This is a genomic window from Amaricoccus tamworthensis, from assembly GCF_049800875.1.
Taxonomy (GTDB): Bacteria; Pseudomonadota; Alphaproteobacteria; order Rhodobacterales; family Rhodobacteraceae; genus Amaricoccus; species Amaricoccus tamworthensis.
In genome coordinates, this window is record NZ_JBNAFV010000011.1 from 125,528 (window position 1) to 139,098 (window position 13,571).

Here is a 13,571-nt window from a genome sequence, read left to right on the forward strand (position 1 = left end):
GTCACTTGTATCATCTGGAGCCCGCCACTATATCTGGAGTCTTCCTGGACTCGATACCACAAGGGGATGTGTTGTGACCCAGAAATTTATAGCTCCGCCGAGCGGGAACCGGCTCGACGAGGAGGATGCTGCCATCGTCAAAGGCATGCTCGATAGGGGCGATCGGCAACACGATATTGCTGCCTGGTTCGGTGTGAACGGTGGGCGCATCGGAGAGATTTCAACCGGTGCGAAATTTGCCGAAGTGAAACCCGCGGAGACTCATGAGCTGCCGCCGCAGGGACCATATCTGTCGGGACGGCAGTCAGCTGAGCTCCTGGCGAAGCTCGGATTCAGCTACGCAGCTGAGTAGTAGGCGGTAGAACAGAATGCGTGAGCACGAATACTCCATTGTAGGGCACAGCCGGTCCAGAATAGGACTTTACATTGCTGTGTTTTCGGGCGCGCTCGCGAGCGGACTCACTCTCCTAGTTGGGTATGCAGTACTGCGAATTGAGGCGGCGGGATACTTTGACGTTCCGCAGCTGATCTTGTGGCCATTCACGGCCGTTTCGATCTTCGGAATTCTTTTTTTCTTGTTCGATCGCTTTGCATGGAAGCTGTTTGGCTTGAAGGCGATTGTTGGTGTCCCGAATATCTCTGGCTGCTGGGCGCTCACTGGGCAGTCGTACGATGTAGAGCAAAATCCAACGTTTGATTGGTCCGGCAAGATCGACATTACGCAGAAGTACGAACGCATCTTCATCCATCTGCGAACTGAAACGAGCGAGTCCCACAGTGTTTCTGCAGCGATTGTGCCGGAGGGCCGTGCTGGTTTTCGGTTGATCTACGCTTATCGGAATGAACCCAAACCAGGGCAGAAGGAGCTCAACAGCCACATCGGCCACTGCGAGCTTTTGTTTTCCCCAGACCTTTGCAGTGCAGAAGGCAGCTACTTCAATAGCGGTGGCCGATTCACGCACGGGACAATGAAACTCGAAAGGACTACCGAAGATGGCTAGACAAATCGATGACCGGCTGGGGAGGCTCCGGCAGCGGCGCTTCGACGACAGCTTGCCCATGATGCAGGAGCAGTACGAAAAGAGGTCGACCAACAAAGCGACCCGATATGCGCTTGGTGCGATGCAGCAGGTTGATCCCCGCTCAACACAAATTTCTCATGAGGAATTCGAAAAGGTTGAACGTAACTTGCTCGAAGGTCTTGATAAGGAAGGATTGCAGCCGAAGGTACGATTCCAAGGGTCAGTGCCGCTCAATGTTCACACGCGCGGTGTTAGCGATGTTGATCTTCTCGTAATTGAGGGGCTTTATCTTCGAATTGAGCCCTGCGAAGGCGGTCAGAAATCCTACCTTCCCTATACTGGCAAGGGCTCACTCTGCGATGATGTTCTCTTTCTTCGGAAGAAGTCTAAGGAAGTTCTCGACAGACGGTTTTGGGGCGCGAAAGTTGACGGTTCCCCGGCAAAGTCGATCCAATTGACAGAAGGCGGATTTCGGCGAAAAGTCGATGTGGTTCCGTCACATTGGTACGATACTGCGACCTACCAGATGACGTTGAACGACACCTATCGCGGCATCGATGTGGTTGATCAATATACCCGGGAAAGCTTCCGAAACTATCCTTTCCTTTACATGGATAAGATTAACTCCAAGGATCGGGAGACACTTGGCGGCGCAAAGATGTCCATAAGGCTCGCGAAGAATGTTCGAAATGACGCGGACGGCGATATCGAACTTTCGAGCTATGACATCGGAAGTCTCATGTTCCATTGCCCTTCAGAATACATCACGTCGCTGCCCGCTCGCGATTTGATGGTGTTATCAGGCACCGATCGATGGTTTGACGAACTGGCATCCGATATGAGCTTCGCAATGTCGTTAGACACGCCCGATGGAACCAGGAAGATCATCGACAATGTTGATCGGTGGACGGGTTTAACGAAGCTGAGTAGTGAGCTGAATGCCTTGGCGTCAGAGGTCGAGCGCGAAATCATTGGTCCGTTTGGAACTCCGAGTTATGACAGGGGTGAAATTCGTAAGCGGCTCAATGACGGTCAGATCCCGCTCCTTCCGGACGAGTTCGGACTGGGTGCTCGTTTCTAGGCCTTCCCAGCAGATCGCGGGTTGGTGGCCAATGTCCGGAAAGACGTGCTGCGCCGCGGCAACGCGCATAATGTCCCAAGGGCAGCTCTGGGCCGTAGGTTGCGGTTCTAAGGAGCCGTGATTGGCGGTGGTTTTCTTCGCTTGCCCGAAAGCGCATTGCCAGCAATCGCCACGAGTAGAACAGTACCTCCGATCAGTGTGTTCGCAGTCGCGGTTTCTCCCAGAAACATCCAGACCCAGAGTGGACCGAGCAGGACTTCGGCAAGCGACAACAGGGCAAGTTCTGCTGCGGGAAGGGTGCGCGATCCTAACGTGTAGAGGATCAGACCAGCGCCGACCTGAAACACACCCATGCCCATGGCGATGCCGCTGTCGTTGGGGCTCAGAACCAGCGAGTGCCCGAGGGCCAGGCAGATCGCCAAGGTGATGGCGATTGCAAAGAGTCCCGACAGAAACACCGCGGGCAGCATTTCCCCTGTGCGCCCCCACCGCAATGCCACGGTGAAGACAGCAAAACCGAATGCCGACCCGAGCGCGGCGAGGCTGCCTTTCAGGACGACGCTTCCGGACTTGTCGGCGACCATGATCCCGATCCCACCGATTGCGACGGCGATCGCTATCCAGGTTGCGGCGCGGACAGGTTCTCGCAGAACGATCCATCCCAATATTGCGGCCATGAATGGTGCTGTGGCAAACAGCAGCATGGCATTCGCGACCGAGGTGTTCTGGATCGCGTAGATGCCGCCGGAATAGGCTGCGACCAGTGAGAGCCCCGCAACTACGGCGGGGGCGCCGATGCGGCGGATTTGAACAAATGGGCTTTCGCCAGACCGCACGCGGATAAGCACGTAGAGAAACAGCGACAGGCTGATCGACCGGTAGAGCAGTATTTGCCAGACGACGGCGTCTTCGATCAGGCGAATACCAAGACCGACCGTCGACCACAAAATCCCCGCCGCAAAAACGAAGAGCACACCGTACTTGTTGGCATCCGCAGTGGAAGGGGCTGTGGTGATCGATGTCATGTCCGGCCGATTAAAGATGTCACTTTCTTCAGCTTAGCCTCAGGGCCAGGGTGCCGATCATTCATTTGCGACATTGTCGATGGTTGCTGCACAATGCTGCGCTGGACCAAAATCGCCAGTGATTTCCGATTGGCTCAAATGGCTGCGTAGTATCAACGCACGTTTTTTCATTGGCGAAAGCCGAATTGGGCTGTCAGAGGCGTCGGTCGCTATCGTCATCGCTCCAAAATTTCTGTAGCATTCGTATGAGTTTACCGACGGACCCTAAATGAACCCGACAGAAATCGCAGACGCCCTGGAGGAAATCGCAAGCCGCCCGTTCGACGGCGGCGAGTTCCCGTTTGAGTTCGCTGCGGCCATGGGAAGTCCGCAAGCCACGGTTTCAAAGCTCCGCAGTGGGACGATCAACAAGTCGAAGGTGCCCGGTGCGGTCCTGATGAACCGCAAGTTCTATGCTATGGTGACCGACCCGGGCGCGGTGGACCAGGGTCTGTCGATGATCCGGTCGGACAAGAAGACCACCGCCCACAAACCGGCGATCCTTCTGGCAACCGACGGCGTTGACCTGTCCGCCGAACATGTCGCTTCGGGCGACAGCTTGCACATCAAGTTCGCCGACCTGCATCATCACTTCGGGTTCTTCCTGCCAGCGGCTGGCATGTCGCGCTACAAGGCGGCGGAGGAGAACGAGGTAGACGTCAAGGCGGCCGGGCGACTGGCCAAGCTCTATGATGCGCTTCTCAAGAAAAACCCGGACTGGAAGACACCGGAACGCCGGCATGACCTGAACCAGCTGATGACGCGGCTGATTTTCTGCATGTTCGCAGAAGACGTGGGCATCTTCGAAAACAACCTGTTCTCGCGTCTCATCTTCACCCATGCGGGCGACAAGGGGGAGGAGGCGCAGTCCTGCATCGCGTCGGCCTTCGCCGCGATGAACCTGCCAAAGGGCCAGCGCCAGAACCTGCCGGCTTGGGCCGATGCCTTTCCCTATGTGAACGGCGGGCTTTTCGCCGATGCATTGGACGTGCCGAAATTCGACCGCGGGGCCTATCGCTACCTTCAGGACGCCTGCCAGCTGGATTGGCAAGAGATCAATCCGGATATCTTCGGGTCCATGATCCAGTCGGTCGCCGATCCGGACAAACGGTCCGAACTGGGGATGCACTACACCTCCGTGCCGAACATCCTGAAGGTGCTGGGGCCACTGTTCCTTGATGATCTGGATGAGCAGATCGAGAAGGCCGGCGACAGCCGCAAGGCGCTGGCGCGCGTGCTGAAACGGATCGAGGGGATCCGGGTGTTCGACCCGGCCTGCGGGTCAGGTAACTTCCTTGTCGTCGCCTACCGGGAGCTTCGTGCGCGGGAGATACGGGTGCTGGAGCGTCTGGCGCAGCTGGATGGCGGGGCATCGGCTCAAATGTTCTCTGGCGTGCGGCTGGCGAATTTCTACGGCATCGAGATCACGGATTTCGCGGCGGAGACGGCCAAGCTGGCGCTGTTCATTGCCGAGTATCAGGCCAATGCGCGCTTCGGCGAAATGTTCGGGAACACAGCCCCGGCACTGCCCCTGCGAGATGGCGGGAACATTGTTTGCGACAATGCACTGCGATTGGATTGGGAAGCAGTGTGTCCGGCACCGAGGGTGGAAGAAGAAGTCTTCATTGCAGGCAATCCGCCGTTCTTAGGCGGCCGGAACATGACCGCTCAACAAAAGAACGACACTATTACCGTTTTCAAGGAAGTTCCGGGGACACAAAAGGCCTTGGACATGGTCGCGGCGTGGTACTTCAAAGCTGCCAACTACATTCGCGGTAAAAGAGCTGCAGCCGCGCTGGTCGCAACAAACTCCATTTGTCAGGGCGCGTCGGTGCCAACGCTTTGGCCACACATTCTGAAAGATGGAATCGAAATCGGCTTTGCGCATCGAACTTTCAAATGGAAGAACAACGCGTCCGCCAATGCGGCGGTAATGTGCGTGGTTGTCGGACTACGAAACCAGACCTCCGCAAGAAAGACGATCTTCGATGATACCACCGGTATCGAAGCGACCAATATCAATGCCTACCTCCTCAACGCGGCCGATGCCTTTGTTACGGCCGAGCGGGCCTCATTGTTCGGTTTGCCGGAGATGCTTTTTGGGAACATGCCAAGAGATGGTGGCCATCTGGTGCTAGGGGTCGAAGAGAAGTCAGCCCTCGAAGACGCAGGTTTTGGACGCTTTGTGAAGAGATACTTGGGATCGGAAGAACTTATCAAAGGTAAAGACCGATGGTGTCTCTGGATCGAAGACGAAGAGGTAGCTGAAGCGACCGCATCTCCCTTCATCAAACAGCGCCTAGAAGCAGTTGCAGATAATCGACGTCAAAGCCCAGCAGAATCCACACAAGCATTCGCCGAGCGAGCGCATCGCTTTGTGCAGATTCAAGGCACAGCGCGAGAGTCCGCATTGCTCATCCCAAGTGTTAGCTCCGAGCGCCGCCCGTATTTGCCGGTCGACCGAGTAGACAATGACGTCATTGCCTCCAACCTCAATTTTGCCCTCTACGACGCACCCGAATGGTGCCTCGCCCTCATCTCCTCGCGCCTTCATCTGGTCTGGATCGGTACGGTCTGTGGCAAGCTCAAATCGGATTTCCGCTATTCCAACACGCTTGGCTGGAACACCTTCCCCGTGCCTCGCTTCACCGAGGATCAACTAGAGGCTCTGAACGTGTCCGCACGCGCGATCCTTAAGACGCGCTACATGCATCACCCCAAGACCATCGCGCAGCTGTACGATCCCGACGACATGCCGGACGACCTGCGCGAGGTGCACCGCCGGAATGACGAATTGCTCGAGACGATGTATATCGGGCGCCCGTTCCGCAACGATACTGAACGGCTCGAGCGGCTGTTCAAACTTTACGCCGCACGGATCGAAAAGCTGAAGAAGGAAGAGGCCGCGTAAATGGTTGATCTTGTGCGTATGACCTATGGCCATTCCGGCGCGGACTCCAAGACAAACAGCCTCGGCCAGCGCCCGATGCAGGCCCGCGTCTATGAGGCGCGCGCCGCGCAGTTCCTGCTGTTGAAGGCGCCACCGGCGGCGGGAAAATCCCGTGCCTTGATGTTCCTGGCGCTCGACAAGCTGGAAAACCAGGGTGTGAAGAAAGTGGTCGTGGTGGTGCCTGAAACCTCTATCGGCAGCTCGTTCCGCTCGACCGACCTGACCTCGTATGGTTTCTGGGCCGATTGGGAGGTGGAGCCGCAATGGAACCTCTGCCTCGCTGGCGAAGACGGCATGGCGAAGTCTCAGAAAGTGAAGGCGTTCGAAGCCTTCATGGACAGCGACGCCCGTGTGATCGTTTGTACCCATGCGACATTCCGCTTTGCCTTCGACGCGATCGAGAAGGCACGCGGGGTGGAGGCATTCGACGATTTCCTGATCGCGGTCGACGAGTTCCACCACGTTGCAGCGGCGGATGACAACCGCCTGGGCGAGATCCTTCGGAAATTGCTGGCCCGTGAGAAAGCCCATATGATGGCGATGACCGGGTCCTATTTCCGGGGCGACAGCGTGCCGGTCCTGCGCCCCGAGGATGAGGCGCGGTTCAAGTCCATCACCTACAGCTACTATGAGCAACTTGAGGGATACGAGCACCTGAAGTCACTTGGGATTTCCTATTCGTTTTATCGCGGGCGGTACATCTCGGCGATCCCCGATGTTCTCGACACCGACCGCAAGACGATTGTCCACATCCCGCATCGCGGATCTGCTGAAGCGTTCGGCGAAAAGCACGATGAAGTCGGGCTGATCATGGGCGCGATCGGAGAACACGTCGGCCGCGATCCGAAAACCGGGTTTGATCTGGTGAAACGCGCCTCGGACGGCAAGGTTCTGAAGATCGCTGACCTCGTGGATGATGGCGACGGGCGAGACGGCATCAAGGCCGCGTTGCAGGCAGAGGCGAAGGGCACTGATGGCAAGCGGGACGACGCGGCGGATCGGGCCAAGGTCGATATCATCATCGCGCTCGGGATGGCCAAGGAGGGGTTCGACTGGCCGTGGTGCGAACATGCGCTGACCATCGGCTATCGGAATTCGCTAACGGAGATCGTCCAGATCATCGGCCGGGCCACCCGTGATGCACCCGGCAAGCCCCACGCCCAGTTCACCAACCTGGTCGCCGAGCCCGGTGTGGAAACAACAGTCGTCGCCGACGCGGTCAACGACATGCTCAAGGCAATCTCGGGTGCGATGCTGATGGAGCAGGTGCTGGCACCCAACTTCAAGTTCTATCGTCGGGAAGACGGGGATATCCGCGCGCCCGTCGAGACAACGAACGACGGCACTGTGCATATCGGGATCAAGGGATTGATGGAGCCGCCTACGGCCCGCGCCCGTGCGATTGTCGAAAACGACATGAACGAACTCGTGGCCAAGGCCTGCCAGGCCATGGACCGGCGCGTTGTCGCGGATGATGTGGCCCCGGAAGTCGCTACTCAGATGGTGCTGACGGATATCATCGAGACAACCTACGAAAACCTGTCCGATGACGAAACGGAATCCGTGCGGCAGGACCTCGCAGTGCGGATGAACCTGATCGGAATGGCGAAACGCGCATCGCAAGAAGGCGGGTTTGCTGAAGAGGGCGAGGAGTACGACGCTGAGCCGTCGGAAAACCTGTCGCTGATGAACATGGTGAAACGGTTCGTGAACGTGCGCGAACTGGATATCGACCTGATCGACAGCGTGAACCCGTTTAAGGAAGGTTTCGACGTCGCCTCGCGTGCCTTCGACACGCCACTCTTGAAGACGATCCAGGACGCGATGATTTCACAGCGCATCCAGATGACCGAAAAAGAAGCTCTGACGCTGTGGCCGCGCATCAAGCGGTTTCGGGCGCAGGAAGGCCGCGAACCCAACCCGCATTCGGCCGATCCATTGGAGAAGCGCCTTGCGGAGGCTCACGCATACATCAAGACGAAAAAGGCCGAACGCCAGCGAGCGGCTCAGTCGGGAACCTGAGCCCTATGCCGCGCTACCGATCCCTCGATGAAATCTTCGAAGAGCCGGATGAATTCGGGCTTCTCGACATTAAGGAAACAAACCGCGGCGCGGCGGCAACACCAGATGCTCGAAACGCCGAGATCGTCTCGCAGGTGAATGCTTTCTACGAGTCGAACGGTCGGATTCCGGACGACAACAGCTTGGACCTCGAGGAGATGAAACTCGGGACAATCTGGCGTTCAATTCGGACCAGTCCATCGGCTGCGATGATGGCGGCAGACCGGAACCGGCTGCTTGGGCATGGCCATCCAGTGGTATCGACCGCAACCATTCCCGAAACGGAGTCTCCGGCTGAGCCTGAGCCCGATTGGCGCGAAGAAGTTGCCGACGAGGAAGTTCCGGCCAGCCTCGACGACATCTTCGGCGATGATGACTTGGACGTGCACGATGCAGTTCTCAACATCCGAAACGTGACGCCAGCCTCAGAGCGTCAGTTGCCTGACCACCGGGCTGACATGTTCCCGTGTCCGGATTTCGAACATTTCGAAGACGGCTTTGCCGAGATGCAGTCGAAGCTCGAGTCCGGAGATCGAAAGGTTCTCCCGGTTCAGGACAATGTTGAGATCACGGTCTATGAAGGCGATTTCTTCATTCATCGCGGCCTCCTTGTCTATGTCGCCGAAAAAACAGAACTGTCGCGCAGGAGCGGTAAGCCGGATCACCGTTTACGGATCATCTTTTCCAATGGCATGGAGAATGATCCCCTATCATCGTCATTCCGCAAAGCGCTCGCAGCGGATAAGACCGCACGGATTGTCGAAAGAGCCGGGTTTGGGCGGCTCGATCCGGAATGGGATCAGGATAGCATGGCGGTCACCGGCACAGTGTATGTGGCGCGAAGCCTGTCGACAGCCCCGGAAATCGCAGAAGTGTCAAGGATCCTGCACAAGGTCGGTGTGACCAGTCAGGAAGTCCGGAGGCGCATTGCTGATGCGAAGAACGACCCAACATTCCTGCTCGCGCCTGTAGAGATTGTCGCCACCTACGAGTTGCACAATCTGGAGCGCATGAAGGTCGAAGACCTTTTGCATCGCTTTTTTGATGCAGCGCGTCCGCAGGGTCTTGTGATCACGGACCGGTTTGGCAAGGCGGTCCATCCTCGAGAATGGTTCTACGTGCTCCCTGAGCATGTGAGCCAAGCCGTTCAGCTCATTCAGGAACGCAGGTTGCACGAGTACAGGTACGACAGCCAACGCCAGTTGATCGTCAAGGTGGAGCCGGGCAATTAGGCGTGCTTCTCTATTGAAACAGGTTCGTGCGGAGTAGGGCGCGTGATCCGAGCTCAGAAGAAGGTGACCTCCCGCAGGCCTTGAAAGGCGCCTTCTTTGAACGCGTCAGCTTTATGCAGCCGCGGGAAATCCGGGAGCTTTTCAACCTCCACCAGGGGAAGCAAGATTTCGGCGCTGAACCAAGGCATTTTCGCGGACCTACTTTCGTCATACATTTTCGAAAGTGCCCTGCCGACCGCATAGGCTCCGGCCAAGTCAATTTTGGAAACGCGTGTTCGATTTCGAGGCAACAGGCTCCCAGTTGTCGATTTGCTACCGACATTGAAATAGATCAGGTCATGGCCCCACCCGAGGCGTATGATATGTGTCCGGTCGGACCGTTGGATTGAAACTCTCGGGAATAGGTCTCTGACCCAAACCTTATGTTCATCGCACCAGTCGAGGGCTTCCTTCAACATCGCTACGCCGCCTAGGTCTTTTTTCCAGATCGAACATAAATGCTGAAACCCGGCGAATTTGACCCGCTTCTCACTTCTGATGTCATTAGCAACGAAAGCGCCTTCGCGCGTGACCTTTGGAGACCACATTTGTTCCTCGAGCGCGGCTGCGTCCTCCAAACCTATTTGCATGTCATCAATCGCAACTTTGGTACTCGCAGAAATGGTTCTGTGTCGTGCTTCAAGCAGTGTGATGGTCGGTAGGGATTTTCTCGGGTGTTGGTCGAGGATCGAAGGCCGGTTGGGTCGAACGATATCGTCAGGAACATCAACCGGTCTGTCCGTTTTCACGTCGTGGTCGACCAGCCAACGGTACGGTGTCTCGAGGTCCATAGGATCATCATTCATGAGCGAGAGATGTGGCAGACCCTTTTTGAGGAACGCCATGATCTCGCGCGTATCCTGACGTTCCGCCCCCATGAGCCTCCCGTGGAAGGATTGGCAGTCTGACCTGCTTTGACGTGCCTTCAGTGCATTTTCGATGCGCTTGCGTTCGATATCGCTTAGCTGACGCCGCATGTACGCAATCGAAACATCTACGTCCCCGTAGTCGTCACGCTCCTCGAGCGCGCTGCCGAATAACTTCAAGGTGATGCGCTGCAAGCGATCGGGATCGCCGTTGATCACCTTGGACCGGGCGAGAAGTGCAGAAATGATGGTCTGGACCTTGTCGCGACCGATACGCTTTCGCTTGGGTTCTAGTGCGAGGCGTGTCCCATTCGGGGTGAGCTGCCAATAAAACAAACCGTCTAGGATGTCGGCAGGCTCCAAGTACCCAGCCTCGGCCATCTGGCGCAAGACGCGGTTGGCGTGATGTGCATCGCAATCCAGAACCCGTATTGCCTCTTCAAGCCCGACAGATCTTCTATTGACTGCTGAACGTAGGATTGTTTGCACCAGCTCCAATGGTACCGTTTTTACTGGTGAATGTTTATGGGACCCTCGTTCATCCATGGCTTAGCGGCCTTGCAAAACAAAACGTCATCATCGTCGCCCCAGCCTTCCCAACCGGGCCAGTTGCGCCAGCATTTGAGACCCGGCCCCCGGTGACCCAGTGCCGCTTGCCTGACCTGTCTGTCCCATGCCTTGCCGCACTGGCATCTGCTGCACACCAAAAAACTGCCGCGCCCTGAGGGCTGCGTATTCGGCGCCACTGGCACCGCCGATCAGATAGCGGTTGTAGGCCTGCTGGCTGCCCATTGCAGCGCGGGCGAAGCTATAGCCGCCACCAAGGCCACCGGAGAGGGCGGGCATCATGATGTTTCCCGAGATCGCACGGACGATAAACGGCGTGGCGATGATGAAGCCCTTGGCCATGAGGACCATCATGAAGAACGGAATGAGCGCACCGATATTTGATGCCCCTTCCGGGTCGCCAAGCTCACCAATCAGAGCGGAAGAGACGCCAGTGATTGTTGCGAACACGCCGGCGACGACGATGGGGTAGAGCGCGAAGGAAACCAGCGCCGAAAGCCAGCGCGCGAAGTAATCCTTGGTCACTTCGAAGAGGGTCAGGAAAATCATGACTGGAGCGATCCCGATCAGAAGTGCGATCATCAAACGCGAGGCCACGAGTATGAAGGCTGCGAGTCCGCCGAGAATCGAGAGCAAGAGGACCCCGACAATGTCGAGCATGGCGCCGGCCATCCAGTTCAACTCGGAACCAGCGGCGTTCAAATAGTCCCCCAACTCGGCGATCAACCGGTCGAATTCTTCCGCGAACGTGCCAGAGGGCCCCGGGGTACCGCCACCGACCGAGGCGACAAGCGCACCCGCAATGCTGTCGATCCCGGCAAGGATAGCGGCGGAAAGCGCGTTGAACTGTACCCAGTTGGTAGAGAATATCCCGATCAGTCCGATCTTGACCGCCAGCCAGAAGGCCGTGCGGCCGTCCATCGCCTTGTACTGGTAGATCATGTTCAGGAAGACGAGGATCACCACGAGCGTTGTTCCCAGTATCAGAAATGTGCCCACCGTTGCCGCGACCGACCCGAACTGGGTTTCGGCGGCGGTGTCGAGATAGCTCTGGGAGGTTTCAACGAAATAGGTGACGACGCTCATCGCAGGGCTGCCTCACAAATTGCCTGCGGCTTCGCAGATGGCTTTGGCCTCAAGGCGAACTTCGTTGGCGCGCCGGTTATAGGAGTCGGAAGCTTCCAGCATCTCCCAGCGTTCGTCACTGGCGTGGTGCTCACGAAACACCCCCTCGGCTGCGTCCCAAGAGGGGAACCGGGTTTCGCAATCGCAGTTGCCACTCTCGACGATGCGCTCGAGGTTTTGGGCGCGGTAGATATCTTGGACCAGCACGCGCTGATAGGCTTGGCGTAGGGGGATTTCTTGCATCCAGCTGGGCTCAGCGGGCCGGTCCGGACAGACGTCGAAACTGCGATCTAGGGTCGGCACTAGATTGCGCTCGGCGAAGGCGGGGACAGCCAGCAGGCTCAGGGCCACCCCGGTCAAAGCAAGGGTTGGCCGTGCCAGCCTCATGCCGTGGCTCCGATTGTGGTGGTTTCGCGTTTCAGGAAGACCGTGTGCCCAACATTCGCGAATTCCGACGAGCTGATCGACACAACCTCCCAACCTTCTGCACCTTTGGCATTCAGGCTGGCCTGCATGTCGGCAAGGCTGGTTTTGCGGGTCATGGGGAAATTAAGGATGTCATATTCAAAGGTCTTCATTGGGAAGCTCCGATCTCATTGGCGCCGGGGAGGTAGAATTCAGTGATGCCGCGTTTGCCGTCATGCCGACCGGCCTGGATGATCACGTCGATGGAATTCTCGATGTACTGGATCATGTCGGCATAGGTCATCGGGATTTCGGTCTTGAGTGCCGCGATCGCGAGCCGCTGCACGGCGAGTTGCGGAGTCTCGGCGTGTAGCGTGGTCATGGAGCCGCCATGGCCGGTGTTGATGGCTTCGAGGAAGGTCATGGCCTCCTTGCCGCGCACCTCGCCGAGGATGATCCGGTCGGGGCGCATGCGCAGCGTGGCAGTGAGCAGCACGTCGGCAGTCTGGAACTCCGCATCCCGGTTGGCGATGAGGGTCACGGCATTTGGCTGGGTCGGCAGAAGCTCGGCCGCTTCCTCAATGGTGACGATGCGTTCTTCTGTTGGCACGTGCGAGAGGATCTTGCGCGCGGCGACGGTCTTGCCGGTGGACGTGCCGCCCGAGACGATCATGTTGAGCTTGTTGTCGACACAGAAGGCAAGTGCATCATCGATGGCGCCCGCGGCCACCACTTCGCGCAGTTCGCGGGTTTTCTCGAGGCGAAGTTCTTCCAGTTTGCGTTCCTTGCCATAGAGGAAATCGAGGGTGATCCCGTCGAGCGGCAGGCTTGAGAAGAACCGAAGGCTGATCGACATGGCTGAGAGCACGGCTGGCGGGGTGATGACCTGCGCCCGGATCGGGCGGCCCTTGTAGGTGATCGAGACGGAGACGATGGGGCGGTCCTTGCTCATCGTAGTGTTGGCGGAGGAAGCGATCTGGTTGCCGAGGTCCTTCACTTCGGTTGCGGTCAGCGTCTGATCCAGCTTCCGCATGAAATGATCGCCCTGGAATTCGCCCCAGCAGGTGCCGTCAGGGTTGATACATATCTCGATGACATCGTCGCGCGCGGCGGCATCGATCCGATCAAGCGAGGTCTGGAGATAGCTCAGCGACATGGG

At 57.6% G+C, this 13,571-nt stretch carries 12 protein-coding genes; 6 read left to right on the plus strand and 6 right to left on the minus strand.

Annotated elements, in window-relative coordinates; all coding sequences use genetic code 11:
- The first annotated feature begins 73 nt into the window (after positions 1-73).
- The 3 genes from ACP15P_RS16160 to ACP15P_RS16170 are packed head-to-tail and all read left to right on the plus strand — an operon-like array spanning position 74 to position 2,103.
- A complete protein-coding gene (locus ACP15P_RS16160) occupies positions 74-352 on the plus strand; it encodes a hypothetical protein (protein ID WP_209227349.1) in 279 nt (92 codons plus the stop codon).
- Between the two features lie 16 nt (positions 353-368).
- The gene (locus ACP15P_RS16165; RefSeq protein ID WP_300039484.1) at positions 369-1,001 is read left to right on the plus strand and encodes a Cap15 family cyclic dinucleotide receptor domain-containing protein; all 633 of its coding nucleotides are present in this window, start codon (positions 369-371) and stop codon (positions 999-1,001) included.
- Complete coding sequence (locus ACP15P_RS16170; protein ID WP_424929487.1) at positions 994-2,103, plus strand: nucleotidyltransferase-like protein; 1,110 nt, start codon at positions 994-996, stop codon at positions 2,101-2,103. The genes ACP15P_RS16165 and ACP15P_RS16170 overlap by 8 nt, the downstream gene beginning before the upstream one ends.
- A 107-nt stretch (positions 2,104-2,210) precedes the next feature.
- Here the strand turns inward: ACP15P_RS16170 and ACP15P_RS16175 are convergent, their stop codons facing one another.
- Positions 2,211-3,128, minus strand: a complete 918-nt coding sequence (locus ACP15P_RS16175) for a DMT family transporter (RefSeq protein WP_424929488.1) — start codon at positions 3,126-3,128, stop codon at positions 2,211-2,213.
- Between the two features lie 268 nt (positions 3,129-3,396).
- Here ACP15P_RS16175 and ACP15P_RS16180 point away from each other — a divergent pair, with 268 nt between their 5' ends.
- From ACP15P_RS16180 to ACP15P_RS16190, 3 genes are read left to right on the plus strand one after another with little or no spacing between them, the layout of a single operon-like run.
- A complete protein-coding gene (locus tag ACP15P_RS16180) occupies positions 3,397-6,078 on the plus strand; it encodes a DNA methyltransferase (RefSeq protein WP_424929489.1) in 2,682 nt (893 codons plus the stop codon).
- Complete coding sequence (locus ACP15P_RS16185; RefSeq protein ID WP_424929490.1) at positions 6,079-8,139, plus strand: DEAD/DEAH box helicase; 2,061 nt, start codon at positions 6,079-6,081, stop codon at positions 8,137-8,139.
- A 5-nt stretch (positions 8,140-8,144) separates the two neighbouring features.
- Entirely contained in the window at positions 8,145-9,410 is a 1,266-nt protein-coding gene (locus ACP15P_RS16190) for a GIY-YIG nuclease family protein (protein ID WP_106207757.1), read from the plus strand.
- Between the two features lie 53 nt (positions 9,411-9,463).
- On the opposite strand, the gene ACP15P_RS16195 is transcribed toward ACP15P_RS16190, so the two are convergent.
- The 5 genes from ACP15P_RS16195 to ACP15P_RS16215 are packed head-to-tail and all read right to left on the minus strand — an operon-like array spanning position 9,464 to position 13,568.
- Entirely contained in the window at positions 9,464-10,861 is a 1,398-nt protein-coding gene (locus tag ACP15P_RS16195) for a hypothetical protein (protein WP_424929491.1), read from the minus strand.
- A gap of 30 nt (positions 10,862-10,891) precedes the next feature.
- Positions 10,892-11,968 (minus strand): TrbL/VirB6 family protein, encoded by a 1,077-nt coding sequence (locus ACP15P_RS16200; RefSeq protein ID WP_424929492.1) that lies wholly within the window; start codon positions 11,966-11,968, stop codon positions 10,892-10,894.
- A 12-nt stretch (positions 11,969-11,980) separates the two neighbouring features.
- Complete coding sequence (locus ACP15P_RS16205) at positions 11,981-12,394, minus strand: hypothetical protein (protein ID WP_424929493.1); 414 nt, start codon at positions 12,392-12,394, stop codon at positions 11,981-11,983.
- Positions 12,391-12,585 carry a DUF4177 domain-containing protein gene (locus tag ACP15P_RS16210; protein ID WP_424929494.1) on the minus strand — a complete coding sequence of 65 codons (195 nt, stop codon included), beginning with the start codon at positions 12,583-12,585 and terminating at the stop codon, positions 12,391-12,393. Before ACP15P_RS16210 ends, ACP15P_RS16205 begins: the two co-directional genes overlap by 4 nt.
- Positions 12,582-13,568, minus strand: a complete 987-nt coding sequence (locus tag ACP15P_RS16215) for an ATPase, T2SS/T4P/T4SS family (RefSeq protein ID WP_424929495.1) — start codon at positions 13,566-13,568, stop codon at positions 12,582-12,584. Before ACP15P_RS16215 ends, ACP15P_RS16210 begins: the two co-directional genes overlap by 4 nt.
- Positions 13,569-13,571: the final 3 nt, after the last annotated feature.